Source organism: Micromonospora sp. NPDC005171 (assembly GCF_040608575.1).
Lineage (GTDB): Bacteria > Actinomycetota > Actinomycetes > Mycobacteriales > Micromonosporaceae > Micromonospora.
This window is the reverse complement of record NZ_JBEXIM010000062.1, coordinates 1-23230: the sequence shown is the minus strand read 5'-3', so window position 1 is coordinate 23230 and position 23230 is coordinate 1. Positions and strand designations below refer to the sequence as shown.

Below are 23230 nucleotides of genomic sequence, written 5' to 3'. Positions count from 1 at the left end.
CCCCTGCCCCTCAGGGGGTCGGTTATCGACCCGGTTTGCCTGACACCCCGGAAGCGGCCGAGAACGTGGCTCTGGGGGTGTCCGACGACCGGGAGTAACCGGGAACGGGGTTCCGGGGGTGTCCGACGACCGGGAGAGACCGGGAATCGGGTTCACGGACGCCAAGGTCACGCTCGATCCTGGTTGTAGTGGTGTCAGCGCGTCAGTGAGGCCACTACAACCAGGGTCGAGCGCGATCACACCGTCCCGCGGAATAGGCCGCCAGTCCCGGCGCGACGGAACCGCTCCGGTAAGCGATATACCTCTGAGGTATGAATATGACTCCTTGGTATACGGCTCACCAGCGAGTCTTCCGGCCCCGGAAGTGCACGTGACGCCCCCCGCCGCGCCGAACGTGCCGCCCAGTTGTCGTCATGAGCGCGACGCTACTTCGGTCTGACAGGCGCAAGATGCCGGAGCGGGGACAGTCCGGCTTCGTCGATCAAGGAATTGTGGCGCCTGGTCCGGATGTCCGACCGGCGCTTTGTCACCCACCACAATTCCGCCATCGACGAGGCGGGTGGGGTGACGGCGCCGGGACGGGCGGCCTACACCGCGGACCGCCAAGGTCACGCTCGATCCTGGTTGTAGTGGCCTCACCGACGCGCTGACACCACTACAACCAGGATGGAGCGCGATCATGCCGCCCGCGGACCCCGTTTCCGGCCTCTCCCGATCGTCGGACACCCCCGGAACCACGTTCCCGGTCGCTCACCGGGTGGACCTGGCGTCCGCGGCTAGGCTCGGCCTGTGGCTAAGGTCCTGATATCTCTGGTGTTCGCCGGCTGCGTGGCGGCAGTCCTGGGAGCCCTCTGGTGGCTTGCGTCCCGGGTACGTCGTCGTGGCATCGGTGGCGAGGTCATGGGCCCGTTCGAGGAGATGTGGCACCCCGCCGCGCACCGCTTCCGGGCTGAGATCCGGGTGCAGGAGACTCGCACGGTGCCAATGCCACCGCAGGGCGACAAGCGAAACGGGGACGGCGGTAACGCGACCTCAGGACGATTGGGAGGTCAGGACGTCTTCGGCCCGCAGACGTAGCGGGGCTCCGCGTCGTAGCGCCAGGTGAACTTCTCCCGCTTGACCACCACGCCGCCCTTCTTGATGACCCGGAAGGCGTCCTGGGTGAAGCCGTTGATGCCGTTGGTCTCGATGCACGACGGGCCGGGAGTCAGATGGATCTGCTTCGGCGTCGTGATGTTGCGGCGCGGCCCGTACTCCGTCTTCACGCTGTCGTAGATCTTCGTGCTCCAGATCGACACGGTGATCGTGCTGGAGGTGTACGACGTGTCGATGAGCACGCCGTACTCGGTGTTGTTGCGGAACTTGAAGTCCAGACTCGGCCAGAAGATGGTCGACTCGATGACCGCCGGGTACCTGTCGAACCAGTACGAGTGCGGCTTGTGCTCGACGTCCTCCAAGCCGGCGTAGTAGGTCGCGTTGAACAGCGTGGTAGTGAACTGCGAGGTGCCGCCGCCGACCCCCGGCACCAGTTTGCCGTCGAGGATGACAGGTGCGTCCCGGTATCCCTGGGCGTAGCCGCGCTCGCCGGTGTGCCCGTTGAGCGAGAACGTCTTCCCAGGTAGCACGACAGTGCCGTCCACCTTTCTCGCGATGGTCGCGATGTTCTGGCTGCGCGACGAGGCCATGCCGCCGGTGAACCGGGTGGTGAAGGTCGACACCCGCTCCTTGATGCCCAGGCCGGCGAGTTTCTCCCCGGTCAGCTGCGGCGGCGTCGGCTTCAACTCGCCGGTCACCTCGCGGCCGTCCGGCTTCGGCAGCACGGCAAGCAGGTCTCGACTGAGGGCCGCCGTGTCCAGCTGCTGCCCGGATCGCCCCTCCTTCGCGGTGGGCCGGCCACCGGAAATCGTCATCGAGGCGTCCTTCGGCGCCACCTCGATGGTCGCCAGCTTGGCGCCGAGCGCCGCCCGCAGCCGCTTGACGTCCACCGACGGGGTGAGCTTGCCGGCCTTGTCGGCGCTGAACCGCAGGCTCTTCGCGATGGCGGCCGGCGGGATCGTCACCTGGCCCTTTGTGGTGCGCAGGGTGACCGGTGCGGCGACCGCAGGCTTCGCCAGCTCGCTGACCATCCGGTCCAACTCCTCCGGGGTGGTCGCCGGGTGGGTCTCCACCAGCGGCACTGTCACCGGGGCGCCGGCCAACCAGCCGGCACGGACCACCTCGGCGGAACGCTGCGGGTTCAGAGCCAGGCCGGGTTTGGGCTGTACGGCCTTCGGCGTGGTGCCCTGATAGGTGATCGCCGGCATCGTCATGCCCTGGGTCTTGTCGCCGAGCACCTTGCGGAGCGCGTTGTCCAACCGACCCTCGTCGACGGTCACCACAGGCTCCACGGTGCGGGAGCCGACCAACCGGCTGACCGGGTGCGCGTCGGCCTCAGCCGCTGCCGCGACCGTCGCCGGCACGTCGACGGCCAACCCCACCTCGGCCGGGTTGATCTCGGCGGTACGCCCGTCGACAGTGACCTTCAGCGGCGTGGCGAGCGTTGCCGCCCGCCGGTCCAGCTCCGCCCGCAACTCCCGGTCGGCGTCCGCACGGCTCCGGCCGCCCAGTTCGGTGCCGAGCACGCTGGTGCCACGGGGGACATCACCGGCGTACGCCCAGGCACCGGCACCCGCCACGGCGGCGAGGACGCCGCCGGTGATGCCGGCGGCGAGCAGCATCCGCACCCGCCGCGGACGGCGCGGGCCACCGCCCAGCTCGTCGGGAGCGGCTCTGGTGACCGGCTCAGATTCGTCGTCCGGCCAGGTGACCGCAGTGACCTGCACGGTGGGCCGGTCGTCGGCGGGTGGACTCTTTTCGCCGTACAGCGTCACTGCAACCTCGATCGCCAGGGTGCCGCGGGAGGTCCTCCCTCCCGGAGGCACCTACGGTAACGAATGCCCGGCCGTCCTCGTGGGCTGCGCCCACCAGGCGCTGCTACCGCGTGTCGTTCGGCGTGTCGCACCGACCCGGGGTCGCTGCCGACGGCCGATCACCGACGTGGCACGGTGGCCGGGTGAACACTGCGGAGCGGGTGTTGGCGTACGGGGGCGGTTGGCTGGACCGGGCGGGCCCGTTGCGCACCGATCCGACACGGTTGGACGCGCTGCTCACCGAGCCGGCCACCGTGCTGCTGCCGATGTGGCGGGACCGTTGTCTCGTCGACGGCCACGGGCCGGTTCGGCTCAGCGCGGAGCGCGCGGCGCTGGTCCGGTCCGCCGCCGGCGAGACCGTCTTCCTGGGGCTCGACGGGGAGACCGCAGTGTTCGCCGCGGATCTCTCCGCGCTCCCCGAGCGGTCCGCCGTCGAGATGGCCGGTGCGGTGCGGTCCGTCGACGTGCGGGCACTGGTCGGGCGGCTCGAACCCGGCGACGCGGCAGTCCAGGCGTACGCCAGGGGTTTGTTGCACTGGCACCGGCAGCAGCGATTCTGCGGGACGTGCGGCGCGGCGGCCGTTGCCGGCGGCGGCGGGCATCTGCGGACCTGCACCGGTGCGGAGTGTGGACGTCTGCTGTTTCCCCGGATCGAGCCGGCGATCATCGTGCTGGTCGAGGCACCCGATGGGTCGGGGCGCTGTCTGCTGGCCCGGCACGCGGGTGCGGCCGAGGACGCGTATTCAACGCTGGCCGGCTTCGTCGAGGTCGGCGAGAGCCTGGAGGACGCGGTCCGTCGGGAGATGGCCGAGGAGGCGGGCGTGACCGTCACCGACGTGACCTACCAGGGGTCGCAGGCGTGGCCGTTCCCCGCCGGCCTGATGGTGGGCTTCCGGGCCACCGCCACCTCCGACGAGGTACGCGTCGACGGCGAGGAGTTGCTGGAGGCGCGCTGGTTCACCCGGGCGGAGCTGCGGGAGCGCGCTGCCTCGGGTCGTCCGCTCGGGCGGGTGGACTCGATCGACCACCGCCTCCTGGCGGACTGGCTCGCGGAGAGCTAGCCGGGGTCGACCACCGGTGCCCGACCGGGGCGACGGGTCGCCACCGCCATCATCGCGGTGGTGACCACCGCCGTGCCCAGGGCCGCGAGGAGAAGACCACTGACAGTGTGGGGTCGGAGGATCGCGGTGCCGGCCACCAGGCCGGCCACGCCCACCCACAGCGGTGCCGCCGCCCACCGTGCGCCGGCCGCGAGGCGATCGTTGAGCAGCACGAACGTCACCGCGTAGAGCGCACCGACCGCCGCGAAGAGGGGCGCGTACCGGCCGAGGTGGTCGTAGTCGGGCCCACCGGCGAGGCGGAAGGCGAGCCCTCCGGCGAGCGTCGAGGCGAGGACCAGCACCACGCCACACCCGCCCGTCACCGCCAGCGCAACCGTTCGGCTGCGGCGGTCACCGCGGGCCAGCCGCGGTAGGGCGAGGACGGCGGCGACCTGCGGCGCCCAGAGCGCGCCCTTGCTCAGGACGGTGCCGACCGAGTACGCCCCGGAATCCGACGGGGACAGCAGTTGCCGGGCCAGCAGCAGATCGGCGTAGGAGACGACGAGCATCGCCAGGGTCGCCCCGCAACCGGCGACGACCTGAGCGGCGGTCAGCCGTGGTGCGGTGGACGGTCGTCCGGGCTCGCGGGCGAGTCGGGCCAGCACCGCCGGGGCGAGCGCCGCGGTCAACGCGCCGACGGCCAGCGCGCCCGTCGGTCCCGCGCCGAGCAGCAGCCCGGCGATCACGCCGCCATAGCGGCCGGCGGCGAGCAGCGCCATCCCGACGGCGAGTCGCACGAAACGCTGGCCGCCCTGCAACTCGCCGAGGGGCCGGGAGGAGAGCACGATCGCCGCAGCGGTGACCGCCAGCAGCGCGGGCATCTCGACCGGGAGATTCAGGACGGCGACCAGCAGTGGCGTCGCCGCTAGGAGGGTCCCGGCGCACACGGCGGCGGTGACCGCGGTGAGCCGCCGGGTGTCGGAGGATCCGTGCCGGGCGTGGTGCACGGCGACGGCCAGTTGCAGACCCAGGCCGGGCACACTGACGATGGCCACCAGGCCGAGGGCCGCGGCGAGCGCGCTGAGGTCCGCTGGGTCGAGCCGCCGGGCGGCCAGCACCGGCACCAGGTAGGCCAGGCCGTTGACGAGAACACCGGCCAGGGTGACGCTGACCCCGGCAGCGCCGAGGCCCGTACTCCATCCGCGTGTCAGCTCCGTCTGGGCCGTCCCCTCCCGACGGACGGGTCGTCGGAGGCTCACGTGATCTCGGAGAAGGTCGGAAGCTGCCCGTCGGCTGGCCCCGCCGCCTGGCCCGGCGTCGGCCCCTCAGCCGTCTCCGGCGGGGTCTGCTCGTCTGTGTCCGGCGGGGTCTGCTCGGCCGTGTCCGGCGTCGGTCCCGCCACGACCACCGGAACGGCTGGGGTCCCGGCGGTTGGCGTGGCGCGGCGTACCGGGCGTCGTCGGGCGGCGGTGGAGAGCCAGAGGGCGCCCAGGGCAACGACGATCGTGAGTTGCACGAGCGCGTCGGTGTTCCGTCGCGTCGAGTCGAGGTACAGCCAACCGGCGAGCACGACGAGCGCGCCCGGAAGCCAGGTCTCGACGGCCCGACTGATCGTCCTGGCCCGACGTGGGTCGGCCGGCCAGGGCAGGCGGCGTGGGCCGGGTACCGCCAGCATGAACCCCGCCGCGACCAGCAGACCGCCGAGGAGGCCACTCCACAACACCAGCGCTGCCGCCCCGACGGCCAGCAGCGGCAGCGAGCGGGCGACCCGGCGTCGGCCGCGCGGTACGGCGGTCGTCGGGGTGCGCCCGGTCGCGGGCTGTCGGGCGGGCAGCACCGCGAGCAGGACCACCACGGCGAGCAGGACCCCGCCGAGGAGAAGCCCAGCCCGGTACGGGGTGTCCGGGGCGAAACGCAGCAGCACCTCTCCGGAGGCGCCGGCGGGAAGGATCCAGCCCTGCTGCCATCCGTCCACCACGAGTGGTTTCAGCGTCTGCCCGCCGAGGGTGGCCTGCCAGCCGGTGTTGGTGTTCTCCCGCACGGCGAGCACCCGGTCGACCGGGTGACTGGCCACCCGTACCCGTCGTTCGGTGGCTGCCCACGTTTCGATCTCGGTGGCACTGGCGGTCGCCGAGGCCGGCGGGGTCGTCGAGGCAGGCGTCCGGGGCACCAGGGCGACCCGGGTGGGCGCGGCCAGCTGGCTCGGGGTGGCGACGACGCGGTGCTCCCCGCTGCCCAGGTCAAGCTGCCGGGGCGTGTTCCGCCCGCACAGCGTCACCGGCATCTCGCGCATCTCCAACAGGTCGCGGAGCGTGCCGCGCAGCGAGGTGGTCACCCGGGCCGCGCCGACCTGCAGCGTCGGCCCCGATCCGCAGGCCAGCGACAGCTGTGTGTCGAGGTTCGGCCCGACGGTGGGCGCTCCGGGTAGCACTGTCACCTCCCCGACCGCGATGGGCAACTTCTCCGGCAACCGCAGCTTGTACGGGTCGATGCTGGTGGCGGACGGTTTGTCGAGGAACTGGACGGTGATCTCGTCGGTCCGCATCGGCGGGTCCAGGCGGAGCAGCCCGTCGTCGCCCAGCAGGCTGCTGCGGAAACCGTCGTCGCCGACGACCCGGACACTGCCGAGACGGGTCGCGGCCATTTTGTCGTCGACCGAGAAGCGGAGTCCGGTGATGGTCTGCGGCTTGAGCCACTTGAGTCGCAGGATCGGTGCCTCGTCGTCGATCGCTGGTGACCAACTGGTGGCCGGGTTCCCGTCGAGCGCCGCGCCGGCCCGGCCGGTCGGGTCGGGCACGGCCGTCGAGGAGGCGCTGATCTGCGCCGCGAGGCGCAGCGGCTGCGCGTCGGTCACCAGCTTGTCGAGGGCGCTGTCCAGGCCAGGGCCGGCCGTCGGCCGTGCCCACAGCTTGGTGTCGTACGCGCCGGCAGCCGGCAGGGTCACGGTCCGGTCGATGGTGGACCCGTCCTCGGAACCACGGATGGCGTCGGTCGAGCAGCGGGGGTGCCCGTCGACGGAGAAGCAGGCCGGCGTGGTGGGTGCTGCGGACACGACGACGGTCGCCGGCCGGTCGGTGACCGGCGCGGCGGGAAGGACCAGAGTGCGGCTGGTCTGGATGCCCGGAATCTTGATCTCGGCGATGCCGACCGATCCGTTTCCGAACGGGCGCAGGTCGTACGCGCCGTCGACCGAGACCCGGACCTCGCGGGTGGCGTGGACGCCGGGCAGCTCGAACACCATGTGATCGCTGAACTGTTCGACTGTGCTGCTCTCGTACCCGGCGGTGACGGTCACCGTCGTGGGCAGGGCGTCGGCTTTCAGGTCGAACCACACCTCGACCCGGGTGACAGTCGTCGGGTTGGCGAGGCCCACCTCGATCCACTGTTGGTCGCTGGGCGAGTACGGCGCGGACTGCCAGGAGGTCGCCGGGTTGCCGTCCATCGCCGCGTACGGCTGGTGCTCGGGGCGGGCGCCTCCGGGGGAGTCCACCTGCGAGCGGGCGGTGGAGGTGCGGATCGCGGTGATGCCCTCGAAGCGGGCGACGGTGGAGTGCTGCGCCCCCCACTCGGGCAGGTAGTCGTGGGCGGGCGCGGTGACCTCGAAGGTGTCGTCGGCGGTGAGCGTCTGGGAGGTGTTGTCGCGCAGCCCGCCGAACGACACGTCACGCCTGCGCAGCCCATCGGTCATCGCCACCGGCCCGGCGACGCCGGCGGTCGACGCGTCGCCGGCCAGGACGGTGGGCGCCGAGCCGAGTTGCCCCGCCGCGGCGAGGTCGAGGAGGGATTCGGGGCCGCCCACCACTGTCGTCACGGCGGCTCTGTCGTAGGCGACCACCGGCTCGACCGGCCGATCGACCCGGTAGACCTCCAGCGCCCGGACGGGCACGTCGAGACCGTGGTCGCGGAACTCGTCGGGGGACGAGGGCCCGCCGCGCAGGGGGCCGAAGGACGTGACGCGGGTCAGCCCGGGTGAACGCTCCAGCGCCTGGCGGACCACCGCTGGGCGGGCCGTGTCGGACCGGCCGTGGTCGAGGTCGGCGCGGAACAGGACGTGGCTGATCCCGGATCGGGCCAGCAGGTCCGCCAGGCCGGTCGACCCGGAGCCGGTGGCGAGCGTGGACTCGATCACGTCCAGCAGCCGGATCGTGGTCGGTGGGGTGAAGGGGATGGCGTTGCGTACCGCCCACCGGCTGTTGAGCAGCGGTTGAATGATCTCGTCGGTGGTGTTGCCCCAGTCGTACGACGGGAAGCGCGCCCCGGGCACGACGAGCACCCGCCCGCGTCCCGTGTTCGCGTCGAGCCAGTCGGCGGCTTCGTGCCAGTAGCCGGGCACCTCCTTGACGCTGCCCGGGGTGGCGAGACCGCCCGCGAGGGCGGGCGTGGCGACCGCCGTGACGGCGACGATGGCGGCCCCGGCCGTCAGCCAGGCGCGGGCGACGGTTCGCGTACGGTGCCGCGCGGGCGCGCTGCGCGCCGCCCGGACGGCCAGCCCGATCAGGTGCGCCATGCCCAGGCACAGGGGGAGGCGGAGCAGGACGTCGAACTTGTGCACGTTGCGCAGGGGCGCGCCGACCCCGTCGAGGAACTCCTGCTGTGGCCCGGCGAGGATGTTCGGCAGGTCGCCGACGTGCCCCAGGCCGACGAGCGCGACGCCGAGCACCAGACCGGTGATCAGGAACCGGCGGTGCGGCATCCCGCGTCGGGACAGCCCGAGCACACCGAGGGCGGCGACCGCCAGGGTGGCGGCGACCAGCACCGCCTCGTTGGCGAGTCGCGCCCCGGACGGGATTGTCGAACCGAACGGGGAGGCCAGGTAGGCGACCCAGTAGGAGGCGCCGCGCAGCGTGGTCACCGCGTCGGTGACGCTCGTGGTGTTCCGGGCGGTCTCGATGTAGTCCAGGAAGGGCGGGCTGTAGCGCCCCAGGACCAGCAGCGGAACCAACCACCACGCGGTGGCCAGCGCCACCGCGCCACACCAGGCGGCGATGGCGGTGATCCGGCGGCGTACGGGCTGGACGGTGGCGAGCCAGAGCAGGGCCAGCGGCACCACCGCGAACACGGCGGTGGCGTTGACGCCGCCGGCGCAGGCGACGGCGAGGGCCGACGCGGCGACGGCGCGTCGCAGTCGCGTGCCGGCGGCGAGACCGACGAGCGGAATGAGCACCCAGGGGGCCACGGCGCTGGGCCAGGCCTCCACCGAGGACCAGCCGAGCTGGGTGAGGATGCGGGGTGACAGCGCGAAGGCGACGCCGGCGATCATGCGCCCGGCCGGCGTTCCGATGCCGAGCCGGCCCGCCAGGCGCACGGCGCCCAGGTAGGCGACGCAGAAGAGCAGTGCCCACCACAGCCGCTGCACCACCCACGGCGCGAGGCCGGCCTCCGACCCGAGCAGGAAGAACGGGCCCATCGGCCAGAGATAGCCGTACGCCTGGTTCTGTAGTTGGCCGAACGTGCCGGTGGGGTCCCACAGGTGCAGCGAGCGCAGCAGCCACCCGGCCGGGTTGACGTTCAGGTCGACCTTGGTGTCGGGGACGACCTGGCCCGGGGCCTGCTGGAAGGCGAGGGCGGTGAGCGCGATGCAGATGACCAGGTGCCGGAACCGCCGGGCCGTGTGCCGGCTCCGGCTGGACCCCGGAGCGGCGCCACTGGCCACCTCTGCACGCATTTCGGCTCCTGTCTTCACCGGCCGGACGCGCACCTGCAGCCGACGACTGTCGCGCGACGTTATCCGGACCGGGCACGGACGGGCGACCAGGGGCGCTGCGGTGGCGTTATCGGGAGAACGGCCGTCCCCACGGCGTGTAAGCGTGTGGCAGGCTGCCGACCATGTCAATGCCAGAAGCTGAGGCCGAGACGCATCCGGAACGCGTCGCGTCCGATGGCGACGGGCCGGGGCCGATCGGCCGATGGCTCCGCGCCGACCCCGTCCGCGCCGTGGCGATCGCCCTCATCGCCGTGTCCGTCGCCTGGCGCGCCGGCCTCGCCGCCCGCGGCTGGTTCTCGCAGGACGAGTTCGTCATCGCCGCCCAGGTTCTCGACGCCGGGCTGGACGCGGACTATCTGCTGCGTACGTTCAACAACCACCTCATGCCCGGCGGCCTGTTGGTGGCGTGGGCGATGGTGCGGGCGGCGGGCTTCGCCACCTGGCCGTGGGTGTTGCTGCTGGCCGTTGGACAGGCGGCGACCGGGATCGCCGTCTACCGGCTGCTGCGCGATCTGCTCCGGCCCGGTTGGGGCCTGCTCATCCCGCTGTGCCTGTTCGTGTTCAGCCCGCTGACGCTTGAGGTCTCCTCGCTGTGGTTGGTCGGGCTGCTCGTGCTGCCGATGCAGTTGGCCCTGGTCATGGCGGTGGCGGCCCAGGTCCGGTACGTGCGGAGTGGTCGCCTGCGGCACCTCGTGGCGGTCGCGCTGTGGGTGGTGTTCGGCCTGCTCTTCGACACCAAGTCCCTGCTGATCGTGCCGCTGCTGTTCCTGCTGACCGTCTTCCTCTTCACGTCCGGTGGCGTGTGGCGCAGTCTCGTGACGGCGGTCCGCCGGCACTGGCCGGCCTGGCTGATGCTCAGCGCGCTGTCGGGGGGATACCTGGCGTTCTACCTGACCCGTCCCTCCGGTGAACTGCGGGACCCGACCTCGGTCGGTCCGGTCCTCAACTTCCTCGGTGACCTGGTCGGCGAGACCATGGTGCCGGGTCTGCTCGGAGGTCCCTGGCGTTGGACCTACGCCGGCGACGGCCCTCCGCTCGTCGACCCGTACGACATCGCCAAGTGGTTGTCCTGGGCGGTGCTGGCGACGCTGGTCGTGGTGACCGTCCGGCGGCGTCCGTCGGCCGGCCGGGCCTGGCTGCTGCTCACCTCTTACCTCGGGTTGGTCGCCACGCTCTTCGCTGTCACCCGGCTCGGTGGCCCGCTCGGCCCACTGATCGGCGTCGTCCCCCGGTACGTCGCCGACGTGGTGCTGGTCGCCGCGATCTGTGTCGGTGCGGCCCTGTTGGGGATCAAGGACACCGACGAGGACGAGGTGTCGGCGTGGCCGGTGCCGACGGTGCTGCGGGAGCCGGGCGCCTTCGCGGTCGGCCTGGTCTCGATGATCGTCGTTCTGGCGACCATCGGGGTGGGCACCCTGTGGAGCACTGCCCGTTTCGGGGACAACTGGAGCACCAAGTACGGGCGGGACTATCTCGCGACGACGCAGGCGGAGTTGGCCGCCGCGCCGCCGGGCACCGTCTTCTTCGACACCGCCGTCCCGGATCGGGTCGTCGCCGGCTACTTCTGGCCGGACAATCTCCAGTCGCACTTCTTCCGCCCGGCGGAGCGTCGCCCCACCTTCGTGACGGAGGCCGCGCGACCGTCGACGTTCGACGACCTCGGCCGGATCCGTCCGGTAGTGGTCCAGGGGCGGAAGATCGTGCCCGGCCCGGTGGACGGCTGCGGGCACCTGGCGGAGGGCGGTCGACCCACTCGGATCCCGCTGGACGGTTACCTGGTGGAGTGGCCGTACGTGGTGCACTTCGGCTACCTCAGCTCGGGTGACTCGACAGCGCTGTTCCGGCTCGGGGACGCCACCCGCGAGATCACCCTGCGGCGCGGGCTGAACGATCTGTACTTCCTGCTGGAGGGTGCGGGGGACGCCGTCGAGGTCACCGTCCGGACGCCCGGGGTCGGGGTGTGCACCGAACTGATCACCGTCGGCCGGGCGGTGCCGGCATCGTGAATGGTTGACCCGACCGTGGAGGCCGCACCGGTTCGGCGGGGACGGGACACGCTGCCGCTGTACGCGGTCGCGGCGGCGGTCACGGTGCTGGTGCTGGCCCCGCTGGCGGCACCCGGCTACGCGTTGTTGTACGACATGGTGTTCGTACCCCGGCAGCCGTTGACCTGGGATCTAGTCGCCCCGGCGCAGAGCCTGCCCCGGGCGGTGCCGATGGACGCAGTGGTCTCGCTGGTCACCCAGCTCGTGCCGGGTTGGTTGGTGCAGCGACTGGCGCTCGCCGGGGCGGTCTTCCTCGCTGCGGTCGGCGCCGGCCGGTTGGTGCCGACCGAGCGGCGCGTGGTCCGGCTGTTCGCCGCTGTGGCGTACGCGTGGACGCCGTACCTCGCCGAGCGGTTGCTGATCGGGCAGTGGGGGCTGTTGCTCGCGTACGCCGCGTTGCCCTGGCTGGTGCGGGCGGCGCTGGACCTGCGGGCGGGGCGCGCCGGCGCGCTCCCCCGGGTGGTGCTCGCCGCCGCTCCCGCGGCCATCACGCCGACCGGCGGGTTGATCGCGCTGGGCACGGTGCTGGTTTTGACGTCGGACCGGATGCGCGCGCCCCGGTCGCTGCTGGTGTCGCAGCGGATGCATCCGTTCCGGTCCCGGCAGGCGTTGGCCGCGGTCGGGGTGCTCAATGCCCCCTGGGTGGTCGCGGCCCTGGTCACCGGTGCCGGGGGTTCCTCGGACCCGGCCGGGGTGGCGGCGTTCGCGGCGCGGTCGGAGAACTGGGCCGGCCCGCTGGTGGCGCTGGCCGGCACCGGCGGCATCTGGAGCGCGCAGGCCACCCCCGCCAGTCGCGCGGCGCCACTGGTGCCGGTGGCGACAGTGGTGCTGCTGATCCTGGCCGGTGTCGGTACGGGCCTGCTGCGGCGCCGGCTGCCCTCGGGTGGGGCGGCGCGGCTGGCGGTGCTCGCCGCGAGCGGGTTTCTGCTCGCCGCGCTCGGGGTGCTTCCCGGCGGGGATGCCGCGCTGCGCTGGGCGGTGGTGCACCTGCCGGGAGCGGGGCTGTTGCGAGATGGCCAGAAGTTCCTGGCCCCGTACGCCCTGCTGCTGGTGGTGTGCGCGGCGTTGGGGGCCGAGCGGCTGGTGGCGCGGGTCGACCGGGAGGTGGCCGGGGTGGTCCTGGTCGGGCTGCTGTTCCTGCCGGTGGCGGTCCTGCCGGACCTCGCGTTCGGTGGTGCCGGTCGGCTTCGTCCGGTGAGCTATCCGGCGGAGTGGCAGCGGGTGGCCGAGCACATCGACGAGGAGCCGGGCGAGGTCCTCGCGTTGCCGCTGAGCGCCTACCGCGCGTACCCGTGGAACCCCGGCCGGGTCGTCCTGGACCCGGCGCCCCGCTACCTGCCGGGGACGGTCCTGACCGACGACACGCTTCGGGTCGGCAACGTCGCAGTGGCCGGCGAGAATCCGCGCGTCCGGGAGATGCGCCGGGCGCTGGCCGAGCGGCGACCGGTCTCGACCACGGGGGTGCGCTGGGTCCTGGTGCAGCGCGAGGTCTCCGGCGAGGTGGACTCTGAGGTGCTCGGCGGCCTGGAGCGCGTCCACGACGGACCGTTCCTGACGCTGTACCACAACCCGGCGACCGTGCTGCCACCGCGCCCGTCGGGGCCGGCCCGACTGGCGGTGGTGGCGGCCCTCGCTGCTGCCCTTCTGGTGGTCATCGCTGCCGCCGTTTCGGCACTACACCGGCGACCTACCGCGTGGTAACGTCCGCTCGCACGTCTCGCCATTGGAGGATTGGCATGCGTAGAGCTCTGACCCTGGCCGTGTCTGGCCTGGTGGCGGCGTTGCTGGGGATCCTGGCTCTCGGCGGGATCTCGGCCGCCGCGACCGCCACCGACGAGGAGGCCGCCAAGGAGGCCAAGCAGGTCTCGGAGGCGGCCAAGCGGGCCGGAAAGAAGGACCCGTACGCCCCCGCGGTTTACGGCGACAGGTAGGACGGCTCGCCCCGCTGCTGCACTGGGCGGGGCGACTCCACACCTTTCAGGATCGCCTCGAAGCGTCCGCCCGCGGCCTGCCAGGTGAAGCTGGCCGCGTGCTCCCGGGCCTGGGCGCCCATCTCCCGCCGCAGCTCATCCCGGTGCAGAAGCGTGCGCACCTTCAGCAGGTAGTCGTCGATGTCGTCGGCCAGCAGGCCGGTACGCCCGTCGACGACCGCTTCGGCGACTCCGCCCGCTCCCCGGAACGCGACCGTCGGGGTGCCCGCCGAACCCGCCTCCACGATCGTCAGCCCCCAGCCCTCCTTGAGTGACGGGGTCAGGGCCACCCAGGCCGAGGCGAGCAGGGCCGCCTTCTCCTCCTCGGTCACGAAGCCTCGGAAGTCCACCCGCTCGGTGATGTCCAGTTCCGCGGCGAGTTCCCGCAGGTGCGACTCCCACCAGCCCTGGCCGGCGACGACCAGACGTAGTTGGGGTAGTTCGTCGGCGAGGGCCGCGACGGCCCGCAGCGCCACCTCCACCCGCTTGTGGGGCACCAGCCGGTTCAGCGTCACGAGCAGCGGGAACGTCGCCCGCTCAACGTCGGTGTGCGGCAGCGTCGGGGTGCCGTTGTGCACAACGGAGACCTGCTCCGGTGGCACGCCGAGCAGTGCCAACTCCCGGCGGGTCGCCTCGGAGACGGTGACGTACCGGCACCGCTGGTAGAGGCGTACGGCGAGCGACGACTCGATCCACCAGCCGAACCGGGCGGCCCACTGTGGAAGCACCACCGGCCACTGCTCGCGGTGCACGTGGTGGATCAGTTTGACCACCGGGCGTCGGGCCCACAGCGGGGCGAGGAACGGCAACCCGTTGCAGACGTCGACAAGGACATCGGGGCGGCCGCCTCGGCGGGCCGCGAGCGGGCCGATGCCCAGCGCACCCGCTACGTAACAGAAAGCCGCCCAGAGGTAGACGGTGTGTCGACCGCCGCGCCGCACCAGCCGTACGCCCGCCTCGTTGACCTCGTCGGCGGGGGCCTGGCTGTGGCCGGCGCAGAAGAGAGTGGCGCGGAAACCGCGCGCCACCAGCTCGGCGGCGATCCGCTCGACGTACACCTCGGAACCGCCACCCTCGGGGTTGCGGGTGTCTCGCCAGTTGAGGAACAACACGTGTCCGGGCATGCCGAAGCGACGCTCCACGCGAACCCTACTCTCAAGTAATTTAGCGACCCGCGTCACATTAGGGGCTGGTGTGCCGGCCGGCAATGCCCCGATGGGCCAGCGCTGGGCGCTACCCGCCGACCGTTGGCAGCGGCGTGCCAGCCGCGACGGTCGGCGGTGTGGTGGCCGGTGCGGCCACGTCGGTGGCGGGGGTCCCGGATGGCTGCCCACGCCCGGTCGGTCGGCGCCGACCCTGCGACCCGAGCAGTTGCAGCGGCCGCTCGACTCCGTAGTAGCTGACCGCCGCGTACACCAGGCCGAAGACCATGGTGAAAGCGAAGGTGTTGAGCAGCCCGCCGGTGAAGAGCGGTCGGTCGTCGACCAGGTAGATGAGTTCGATGACCATGGGGTGCCACAGGAACAACCCGTACGAGACGGCGCCGAGCCACCGGGCGGACGAGCTGCCGAAGACCTCCTTGGCCCGGCTCGGTCCGCCGAAGGCCACCGGGATCAGGATCAGCGCCGCGATCACCAGGTACAGGGCCAGCTTGACGCCGAACTCGGCGGCCGTCGGCTCGGTGAGGTCGCGGGGTCCGGCGACGGGCGTCGTCGCGATCGCCATCAGGCCGACGGCGGCGGCCCAGCAGGTGACCGGCGCGGAGGCCAGGTCGTCCAGAACCCGGAAGGCCGCGGGCGCGGTCCCGGTGCGCAGGGCGACGTTTGCCGCCGCCAGCGCCATGCCCGCGCCGAACCAGGCGGCGTACGAGGGGAACCACATGGTGTGCAGGGCGGCGTCGAGCCGGCCGAGCCCCATCAGGATGAGCCACCCCGCGGTCAGCAGCGCACTTCCGCTGACGATCACGATGGTCCGGACAGGACGCCAGGATCGGCCGACGGCGAGCACCGCGATCAGCGGCAGGAGCAGGTAGAACACGACCTCGGTGGCGAGACTCCAGGTCTGGCTGAGCCCGGCGCGCAACTGCCCCGGCTGGTAGATCTGGGTGAAGGTGAGGTGGCGGATCCAGTCGCCGACGGACGCCTGCCCGTTCTGTGGCAGGACGATCAGGCAGACCACGATCGCCAGCCAGTAGGCGGGCAGGATGCGCAGGGCTCGCCGCCACAGGTAGCGCTTGGCCCGGGGCCGGGCCCGGCCCGTCGCCGCGTTGAGCGCCCACGGCCGGAACAGCAGAAACCCGGACAGTACGAAGAAGATGGCGACGCCGACGTCCAGCCGAGCCAGCCAGCCGCCCCAGGCGGTGTTCATGGTGACGGCGGTCTGGAACCCGACGTGGTGACCGACGACCGCCACCGCGCCGATTGCTCGCAGCGCGTCGAGGGCGGGAAGTCGGCCGGTTACCGAAGGCTCCGAAACTGTTGGCGCGGCGGCTGTGGACATCTGGACATCCAGGGGGTCGCTTTGAAGGTGACCGGGGAGTAACCTCCCGCCATGTTAAGGATCGGGTGCCCCGGACAACAGGTCGTAGGGCGGCAGGTTACAGGAGGATGAGTGAAGCTTCGCGTGGGCGCCGCGCTCTTCGGGCTTGGCGTCTTATTGCTGGTCTTCGCGGCCGGGCTGCCGTTTTATGTGGCCCCCGCCGTGACCAAGCTCCCCTATGATCTTGAGCCGACGACGTCTGTCGCTGAGGCGAAGAACGCCAAGTTCCTGAAGATCACCCGCGTCGGAGATTCGGCGACCATCGAGGTCCAGCAGGGCGACCTCACGTCCAATGTCGAGGTCATTCCGCAGCCTGACGACACCAGGGACCGGCTGCCCAAGGACCTCAAGGGTGAGGCGGTGATCTGGGACGTCTACCAGACCGTCCGGCGAACCGACAGCCCGGAGGTGGTGGTCAGCCAGTACAGCACCGAACTCGCTCTCGACCGGGTCTCCGGTGCGGCTGCTTCGTGGAAGGAGCAGTGGCTCAACGAGACCGGGGCGGACGGGACTCCGGTCGGCAACGTGAAGTACTCCGGCCAGATCTACAAGTTCCCGTTCGGCACCGCCAAGCGCGACTACCAGATTTTCGACCGTGATCTGAAGCGGGCCACGCCGGCGAAGTTCGTCGGCACCGAAAAGATCAAGGGCATCGAGGCGTACCGCTTCGAGCAGCGGATCGAGAACGAGGTGCTGGCCACGCCGGAGAGCAGCCTCCAGACGTTGATCGGCAAGTTCGCTCCGGGTGCCACCAGCGGCCAGATCGTCTACAGCAACATCCGGACGGTCTGGGTCGACCCGGTCACCGGCTCCTACGTGAACGTGCGGGAGCAGCAGCACAAGGAGTTGCGCCCCGACACCGGCACCCCCACGGTGCTGCTGGACGCGGACTTCAACTACACCGACGACACGGTCAGCCGCAGTGTCGAGACGGTCAAGGACAACCGCTTCAAGATCGGCCTGATCAGTTTCTGGGGCCCGATCGTCGCTGGTGTCCTCGGTCTGCTCGCTGTCGTCTTCGGTGTGTGGCTGGTGACCCGACCCGAGGGTGGGACGGCCCGGCACCGCGCTGAGCCGGCGGTCGCCGACCCGACGCCCACCCGGGTGGACCAGGAGCCGGTCCGCGACACGGACACCGTCGAGCAGCCCCGGCCGCAGCCGGTTGGCGGGCCACTGACCGACGAGATCCCGCCGGCTTCGACGAACTGGAAGTCGGAGGACCCGACGGTGCCGACCCAGCGCCCGGCGCCGGGCGAGGTGGAGCAGCGCTGACGCGCGTACTACCGGATGTACGACCGAGGGGTGGACCGCGACGCGGTCCACCCCTCGGTCCTGTGAAACCCGCGCCACCTGCGCGCTTTACATTTGTTACTCGATTGTAATTAGTCAATGCAGTGTCACGCTGCGCTGATACCTCCGCCGCACTGCGCCCGTCTTGGTGGCATTTCGGAGGGATGTGACGACGAATGTGTTGACGATCCGTGATGCCGCACCTCCGCCGGGTCGCCCGACTGTTACCACCCGGTAATCAGGGGGTTGTGACCTGCGCCGCAACGGGTGCACCATCAAGCCCGATGGTTACCAGCCGGTAACAGACCGCGGGCTCCCGGTGCGGGCCGCCCGTTCGGGACCGGCCACTCGCGCGCAACGACCCGAGGAGGACCCCGTGCAGGATCGGTTAGACAGTCAGGGTCGTACCCGATGGTGGCGTTTCGCCGCCCTGATGGTGCCCGCCACGGCGGCTGCCGGCGCCATCCTTTTCGGAATGTCGACAGGCGCGATCGCGTCCGACGTCACGGTCTCCGGGCAGACGTTCAAAATCGGCGCCGACCGCCTGGAGGGTGACGGTTTCAAGCAGTACGGCGGCATCGTCCGCGAGAAGGGCAAGGACGGCAAATCCGGCGAGGTCCACCCGGTCGCGCTCTCCGAGATCAGCAGCGCCGAGCTCTACAGCCTCTGCCAGTCCGTCCGCGCTGACCTGCCGGGTCTGCCGGTGGTGCTCACCATCAACGCCGGTGAAGGCAAGGAACCCGCCCGCGCCAAGGACCTGCTGATTGCGATGGACTCGTTGAACGGCAACGCGACCTTCACCAACATCAGGATCGGTCGGGACGCCACCGACCTGAACCCGACCGCCCAGGCCGGCTCGTTCGGCCAGAACTCCGACCACGTCACCATCACCAACCTGCAACAGGTGTCCCGCTACACCACGGCGGCCACGTTCAACCTGGTCGGCCTCCGACTCAAGGTCAACGTCGGTGACGATGCCAAGGGCAAGGAGTGCTTCTGAGGTGAGCCCCGGCCCGCGGTGGTCAGCACCGCGGGCCCGGGCCCATGTTCCCGTCCCCGCTCGGCCAGGAGGAGTACGTGACAACCGCGAACCCGTCCCACGCCCGGTCCAGTGGTCCGGCTCAGGCGTGGCGGCTCTTCCGCCGCTGGCAGCGCAGCCGGCCGTTCTGGGGCGGACTGCTCATCGCCCTGGCCGGGCTGGAGATGTTCGCCTCCACCCGGATGACCCTCAACGGTCTCAGCTTCCACAGTGGCGCGACCGGCCTGCTCTCGCTGCTGATCCCGATCATCCTGGTGACCTGTGGCCTGCTGCTCTGGTTCACCCCGGCACAGCGGCTGTTCTACTCGGTCGTCGCGGCGGTCACCGCTGTCTACTCGCTGATCGGGCTCAACCTCGGCGGCTTCTTCGTCGGTCTGCTGCTCGGCATCGTCGGCAGCGCGCTCGCGTTCGCCTGGACGCCGATCCACCCCACGCCACCCATCCCGCGACAGGCCAAGGCCGAGCAGGACGGCGATGACCTGGGTGGCGTTGGCCTGGCCAATGTTGGCCTGGCTGGTGTCGATCAGGGTGGTGTGGACCAGGGCGGTGTGGACCAGGGCGGTGTGGACCAGGGCGGTGTCCGGCAGGGCGGGGTCGGGGAGGCTGGCGTCGAGCGGGTCGATCACCTTGGCGTCGGGGCGTCCGACGAGGGTGCGCCGCCGGAATGGCCGGGACGTTCCGCTGACCCGCGAGCCTTCGCCGTCGCTCTCGTGGTCCTCGGCCTGGCGGCCGTCGGGCTGGCCAGCCAGCCCCGAGCGGTGCAGGCCGCACCAAGCCGACCAACCTCAACCGGCTGCCCCACCCCGCCCCGGGCCGTCACACCGTCGCCCGGTCGCAGCGCGGCCACGCCGACGCCCACCCCGAGCCCGGCACGGGGCGGCAACGTGATCACCGACATCCTGGACGGAATCGGCGACCTGCTCGGCGTTGGCGGCCAAGAGGACCCCGCGCCCTCGGTGCCCCCCACCGCCACGCCGACGGCCCGGCCGACAAGCACGGCGACGCCCCGCCCCGGACCCACCGACTGCCCGTCGCAGCCACCGGGCAAGCCGACCCCGGGCAAGCCCGGCACGCCGGCACCCGGCAAGCCGGGAACGGTGCAGCCGGGCAAGCTCCTGCCGCGGATCGCCGCCGACCCGGCACTGCCGACGGTGGCGCAGACGCCCTCGAAGCTGACCGGGTCGTCGGTGCGGATGACCGGGCTGCGGTTCGACGGGGTCACCGACCTGCACACAGTGACGGGCGACCTCAAGGTGCTGAAGTTCAGCATGCGGGAGGCGGTGACCAACGACTTCCTGCTGCGGGCCGACGGCCCGGCAGGGCGCAACCAGCGGTACGCGACAAACCAGCTGACCGTCCGCGGAGACGTGGCCTTCTACGCGACCCGGTTCGTCGGCCGACTGCTCGGCATCAAGATCACGCTGACTCCGGACCTGCCGCTACCGGACGGCCTGCCGATCACCTCGCCGATCCCGATCACGTTCACCGACCCCACCATCGACCTGGCGTACGTCACCAGCGACACGCTGACCGCCCGCCCGGCGTTGGCGCTCACCCTCGGCTGAGCGCACAGCCGCGCGAGTGGCCTCGGGTGGAGCGCCAGGTCTGCGCGAGCGGCCTCGGCTCGGGGCGTGGCTGCGCGCGGCGACGGACTCGTCGTACCGGCGGCGCGCGCAGCCGTACCCGGTCAGAGCCGGGCCAGCGCCCGGCGCAGCGGGTCGAGGCCCAGCGCGCCCAGGTCCAACGCCTGCCGGTGGAACTCCCGCAGGTCGAAATCGGCGCCCTTGCGGGCCTTGGCGTCCTCGCGGGCCTGGAGCCAGATTCGCTCACCCACCTTGTACGACGGCGCCTGCCCCGGCCAACCCAGGTAGCGGTTCAGCTCGAAGCGCAGGTTCTCGTCCGGAACCCGGCAGTGCGCCCGCATGAACTCCCAGCCCAGTTCGGGTGTCCACCGCTCGCCCGGATGGAAACCGAAGGGATTGTCCTTCGGGATCTCCAGCTCCAGGTGCATGCCGATGTCCACGATCACCCGTGCCGCGCGCATCGCCTGGCCGTCGAGCATGCCCAGCTTGTCGCCCGGGTCCTCCAGGTAACCCAGCTCGTCCATCAGCCGCTCCGAGTAGAGCGCCCAGCCCTCGCCGTGCCCGGAGACCCAGCAGAGCAGCCGCTGCCAGCGGTTGAGCAGGTCGGCCCGGACGGCGGTCTGCGCCACCTGGAGATGGTGACCTGGCACGCCCTCGTGGAAGACAGTGGTCACCTCACGCCAGGTGGAGAAGTCGCTGATGCCCTGCGGCACCGCCCACCACATCCGACCCGGGCGGGAGAAGTCCTCACTCGGGCCGGTGTAGTAGATGGCGCCGTCGCTGGTCGGTGCGAGGCAGCACTCGATCCGCCGGACCTGCTCCGGGATGTCGAAGTGGGTGCCGTGCAGTTCGGTGATCGCCTTGTCGGCCAGCGCCTGCATCCAGTCCCGGAATGCCTCCTTGCCCCGGATGGTCCGGGCCGGGTCGGCGTCCAACGCGGTCACGGCCTCGTCGACGGTGGCGCCGGAGCCGGCGATGCGCCCCGCCACGACCCGCATCTCCGCCTCCAGGCGGGCCAGCTCAGCGAAGCCCCAGGCGTACGTCTCGTCCAGGTCGATTTTCGCACCGAGGAAGTACTGGGAGGCGAGCTCGTAGCGTTCCCGGCCGGCGGCCTGCTTGTCCCGCCCGTGCGGGGCCAGCTCGGTACGCAGGAACTGGCCGAACTCCGCTGTCGCCGCTGTCGCCGCCGCAGCACCCCGACGCAGCTCCGAGCCGACCGTGCCCTCCGCCCCCAGCCGCTCGACCAGCCCGTGGAAGAAGTTGTCGCCGGCCGGGTCGACCCAGATGTCGCACTGCTTGGCTACCTCGACCAGCTGCACCTTCGAGCTGACCTGACCGGCGGCGAGCGCCTCCCGCAGCGTGGTCTTGTAGCCCTCCAGCGCGGCGCCGAAGCCGTTGAGCCGGGCGGCGATGTTGGCCTGATCGTCGCTGGTCGCGGTCGGCATCAGGTCGAACACCATGCGAATCTCGTGCAGCCCGCTGCTGATCACGCTGACCTCGCTGGTCACCTCGCCGGCGTCGTACCTGGCGAGGTCCAGGCCGAGCCGTTCCTGCATTGCCTCCTTGGCGGTCCGTTCCGATTCGGTCTCCGGCTCGGTCACCTCAAGCTGGGCGAGCGTGCGGCGGGTGAGGTCCGCGCGCGCTGCATAACCATCTGGCGAAAGGTCGTCGAGCTGGTCGTCATGGCCGGCGATGCCGACGAATGTCGCGCCGGTGGGGCTCAACGGCGCCCACTCGGCCACGTAGCGGTTGGCGAGTTCATCAATTCGTCCCACGCTGCGACCCTACGGGACCACCCCACCCCGGTGTCGCCGACGTTTGTCGTGTTCGAGCTGCGGGTTCAGGCACGGCGTGACGGCCGAAAGGCGCCGCGACTTTGTCGCACGATTGCGGCAGAGTGTCAGGGGTGACCACTGATACCACTCCTGACAAAGCGCCGGTCCGCGCCTGGCTGCCCGGCTTCGTCGCCCTCGCCGCGATCTGGGGTTCCAGCTTCCTCTTCATCAAGGTCGGGGTGGCCGAGCTGCACCCGGTCCAACTCACCCTCTACCGGGTCGTCGCCGGCGCGTTGACCCTGCTCGTGGTCCTCGCCGTGCTGCGCGACCGGCTGCCCCGCGAGCCCCGGGTCTGGGCGCACCTGACAGTTGTCGCCGCCTTCGGCGTGGCCGTGCCGTTCACCCTCTTCGGCTACGGCGAGCAGCGGGTCGAGTCGATGCTGGCCGGCATCTGGAACGCCACCACGCCGTTGATCGTGTTGCCGCTGGCGGTGCTGGTCTTCCGCACCGAGCGGCTCACAGTGCGCCGTGCTGTCGGGCTCGGGCTCGGCTTCGTGGGGGTGCTTGTGGTGCTCGGGGTCTGGGAGGGCGTCGGCGGGGCGCACTTCACCGGCCAGCTCATGTGCTTCGGTGCGGCGGCCTGCTACGGCATGGCCATCCCTTACCAGAAGCGGTTCGTCGCCGGCAGCGCGTACTCGGGGCTGTCGCTCTCCACGGCGCAACTGCTGCTCGCCGCCGTGCAGCTGGCAATCGTCACCCCGTTCGTCGCCGGCCTGCCGCCGCTGCCCACCGAGTTGTCGGCGGGAGTGGTGGCGAGTGTGCTGACCCTCGGCGCGCTCGGCACCGGGCTCGCGTTCGTGATCAACATGCGCAACATCCGGGTGGCCGGGGCGTCCACCGCGTCCACCGTCACGTATCTGATCCCGATCTTCGCGGTGCTGATCGGTGCTCTGGCGCTCGACGAACGGCCCAACTGGCACCAACCGGTCGGCGCGCTGATCGTGCTGCTCGGGGTCGCGGTCTCGCAGGGGATGTTCAGTCGCCGCCGGAGCAGCCCGGTCGTCGGGGTCGCCGCACCCGCCGCACCCGCCGCCGAACCCGCCGCACCCGCCGCCGAACCCGCCGCGCCGGCTGCCGAACCCGCCCGCCGCTGACACGGCCACCTGATCGACTCGGCTTCCTGAAAATCGGGGTGTCCGGCGGACCGGGACGCCCCGATTTCCAGGAACACGAGTGGATCAGCGCCGACGGGCCGCCGACGGGCCGCCGACGGGCCGCCGACGGGCCGCCGACGGGCCGCCGACGGGCCGCCGACGGGCCGCCGACGGGCCGCCGAC

General features: G+C 71.5%; 14 protein-coding genes. 8 read left to right on the top strand and 6 right to left on the bottom strand.

Annotated elements, in window-relative coordinates; genetic code table 11:
* Nucleotides 1–1049 precede the first annotated feature (1049 nt).
* The gene (locus ABZU74_RS32980) at nt 1050–2870 is read right to left on the bottom strand and encodes a VanW family protein (protein ID WP_355432358.1); all 1821 of its coding nucleotides are present in this window, start codon (nt 2868–2870) and stop codon (nt 1050–1052) included.
* A gap of 182 nt (nt 2871–3052) precedes the next feature.
* On the opposite strand from ABZU74_RS32980, the gene nudC reads away from it, so the two are divergent.
* A complete protein-coding gene (gene nudC, locus ABZU74_RS32975) occupies nt 3053–3970 on the top strand; it encodes an NAD(+) diphosphatase (protein ID WP_355432355.1) in 918 nt (305 codons plus the stop codon).
* On the opposite strand, the gene ABZU74_RS32970 is transcribed toward nudC, so the two are convergent.
* Both ABZU74_RS32970 and ABZU74_RS32965 read right to left on the bottom strand, forming a co-directional pair.
* A complete protein-coding gene (locus ABZU74_RS32970) occupies nt 3967–5160 on the bottom strand; it encodes a polysaccharide biosynthesis protein (RefSeq protein ID WP_355432365.1) in 1194 nt (397 codons plus the stop codon). The genes nudC and ABZU74_RS32970 overlap by 4 nt on opposite strands.
* A gap of 44 nt (nt 5161–5204) precedes the next feature.
* Entirely contained in the window at nt 5205–9614 is a 4410-nt protein-coding gene (locus ABZU74_RS32965; protein ID WP_355432352.1) for an alpha-(1->3)-arabinofuranosyltransferase, read from the bottom strand.
* A 161-nt stretch (nt 9615–9775) separates the two neighbouring features.
* Here ABZU74_RS32965 and ABZU74_RS32960 point away from each other — a divergent pair, with 161 nt between their 5' ends.
* Genes ABZU74_RS32960 through ABZU74_RS32950 form a run of 3 tightly spaced genes read left to right on the top strand, consistent with a single transcriptional unit; the run spans nt 9776 to nt 13629 of the window.
* Nucleotides 9776–11659: a hypothetical protein gene (locus tag ABZU74_RS32960; protein WP_355432350.1), complete on the top strand. Its 1884-nt coding sequence runs from the start codon at nt 9776–9778 to the stop codon at nt 11657–11659.
* Nucleotides 11660–13399: a hypothetical protein gene (locus ABZU74_RS32955; protein WP_355432347.1), complete on the top strand. Its 1740-nt coding sequence runs from the start codon at nt 11660–11662 to the stop codon at nt 13397–13399.
* Between the two features lie 35 nt (nt 13400–13434).
* Nucleotides 13435–13629: a hypothetical protein gene (locus ABZU74_RS32950; protein ID WP_355432343.1), complete on the top strand. Its 195-nt coding sequence runs from the start codon at nt 13435–13437 to the stop codon at nt 13627–13629.
* On the opposite strand, the gene ABZU74_RS32945 is transcribed toward ABZU74_RS32950, so the two are convergent.
* Both ABZU74_RS32945 and ABZU74_RS32940 read right to left on the bottom strand, forming a co-directional pair.
* Nucleotides 13614–14792, bottom strand: a complete 1179-nt coding sequence (locus tag ABZU74_RS32945) for a glycosyltransferase family 4 protein (protein WP_355432362.1) — start codon at nt 14790–14792, stop codon at nt 13614–13616. The genes ABZU74_RS32950 and ABZU74_RS32945 overlap by 16 nt on opposite strands.
* Nucleotides 14793–14901: 109 nt before the next feature.
* Nucleotides 14902–16167, bottom strand: a complete 1266-nt coding sequence (locus ABZU74_RS32940; protein ID WP_355432339.1) for an acyltransferase — start codon at nt 16165–16167, stop codon at nt 14902–14904.
* Between the two features lie 111 nt (nt 16168–16278).
* Between ABZU74_RS32940 and ABZU74_RS32935 the strand changes: the two genes are divergently transcribed.
* The 3 genes from ABZU74_RS32935 to ABZU74_RS32925 all read left to right on the top strand — a co-directional run bounded on the left by ABZU74_RS32935 (nt 16279) and on the right by ABZU74_RS32925 (nt 20100).
* Entirely contained in the window at nt 16279–17478 is a 1200-nt protein-coding gene (locus ABZU74_RS32935; RefSeq protein WP_355432336.1) for a DUF3068 domain-containing protein, read from the top strand.
* 394 nt (nt 17479–17872) lie between these two features.
* Complete coding sequence (locus ABZU74_RS32930) at nt 17873–18496, top strand: DUF6230 family protein (protein WP_355432333.1); 624 nt, start codon at nt 17873–17875, stop codon at nt 18494–18496.
* 77 nt (nt 18497–18573) lie between these two features.
* Nucleotides 18574–20100, top strand: coding sequence for a DUF6114 domain-containing protein (locus ABZU74_RS32925; RefSeq protein WP_355432330.1), 1527 nt, complete (start codon nt 18574–18576; stop codon nt 20098–20100).
* A 122-nt stretch (nt 20101–20222) separates the two neighbouring features.
* On the opposite strand, the gene ABZU74_RS32920 is transcribed toward ABZU74_RS32925, so the two are convergent.
* On the bottom strand, nt 20223–21893 hold the full coding sequence (locus ABZU74_RS32920; protein WP_355432328.1) for a DUF885 domain-containing protein: 1671 nt from the start codon (nt 21891–21893) through the stop codon (nt 20223–20225).
* Between the two features lie 131 nt (nt 21894–22024).
* Between ABZU74_RS32920 and ABZU74_RS32915 the strand changes: the two genes are divergently transcribed.
* Entirely contained in the window at nt 22025–23047 is a 1023-nt protein-coding gene (locus tag ABZU74_RS32915) for a DMT family transporter (protein ID WP_355432325.1), read from the top strand.
* The last annotated feature ends 183 nt before the right edge of the window (nt 23048–23230 follow it).

Bases quoted from the DNA above. Each gene is read 5' to 3' on its own strand.
- ABZU74_RS32955 (WP_355432347.1), top strand. From the start codon at position 11,660: ATGGTTGACCCGACCGTGGAGGCCGCACCGGTTCGGCGGGGACGGGAC.
- ABZU74_RS32940 (WP_355432339.1), bottom strand. From the start codon at position 16,167: ATGTCCACAGCCGCCGCGCCAACAGTTTCGGAGCCTTCGGTAACCGGC.
- ABZU74_RS32965 (WP_355432352.1), bottom strand. From the start codon at position 9,614: ATGCGTGCAGAGGTGGCCAGTGGCGCCGCTCCGGGGTCCAGCCGGAGC.
- ABZU74_RS32950 (WP_355432343.1), top strand. From the start codon at position 13,435: ATGCGTAGAGCTCTGACCCTGGCCGTGTCTGGCCTGGTGGCGGCGTTG.
- ABZU74_RS32960 (WP_355432350.1), top strand. From the start codon at position 9,776: ATGTCAATGCCAGAAGCTGAGGCCGAGACGCATCCGGAACGCGTCGCG.
- ABZU74_RS32945 (WP_355432362.1), bottom strand. From the start codon at position 14,792: ATGCCCGGACACGTGTTGTTCCTCAACTGGCGAGACACCCGCAACCCC.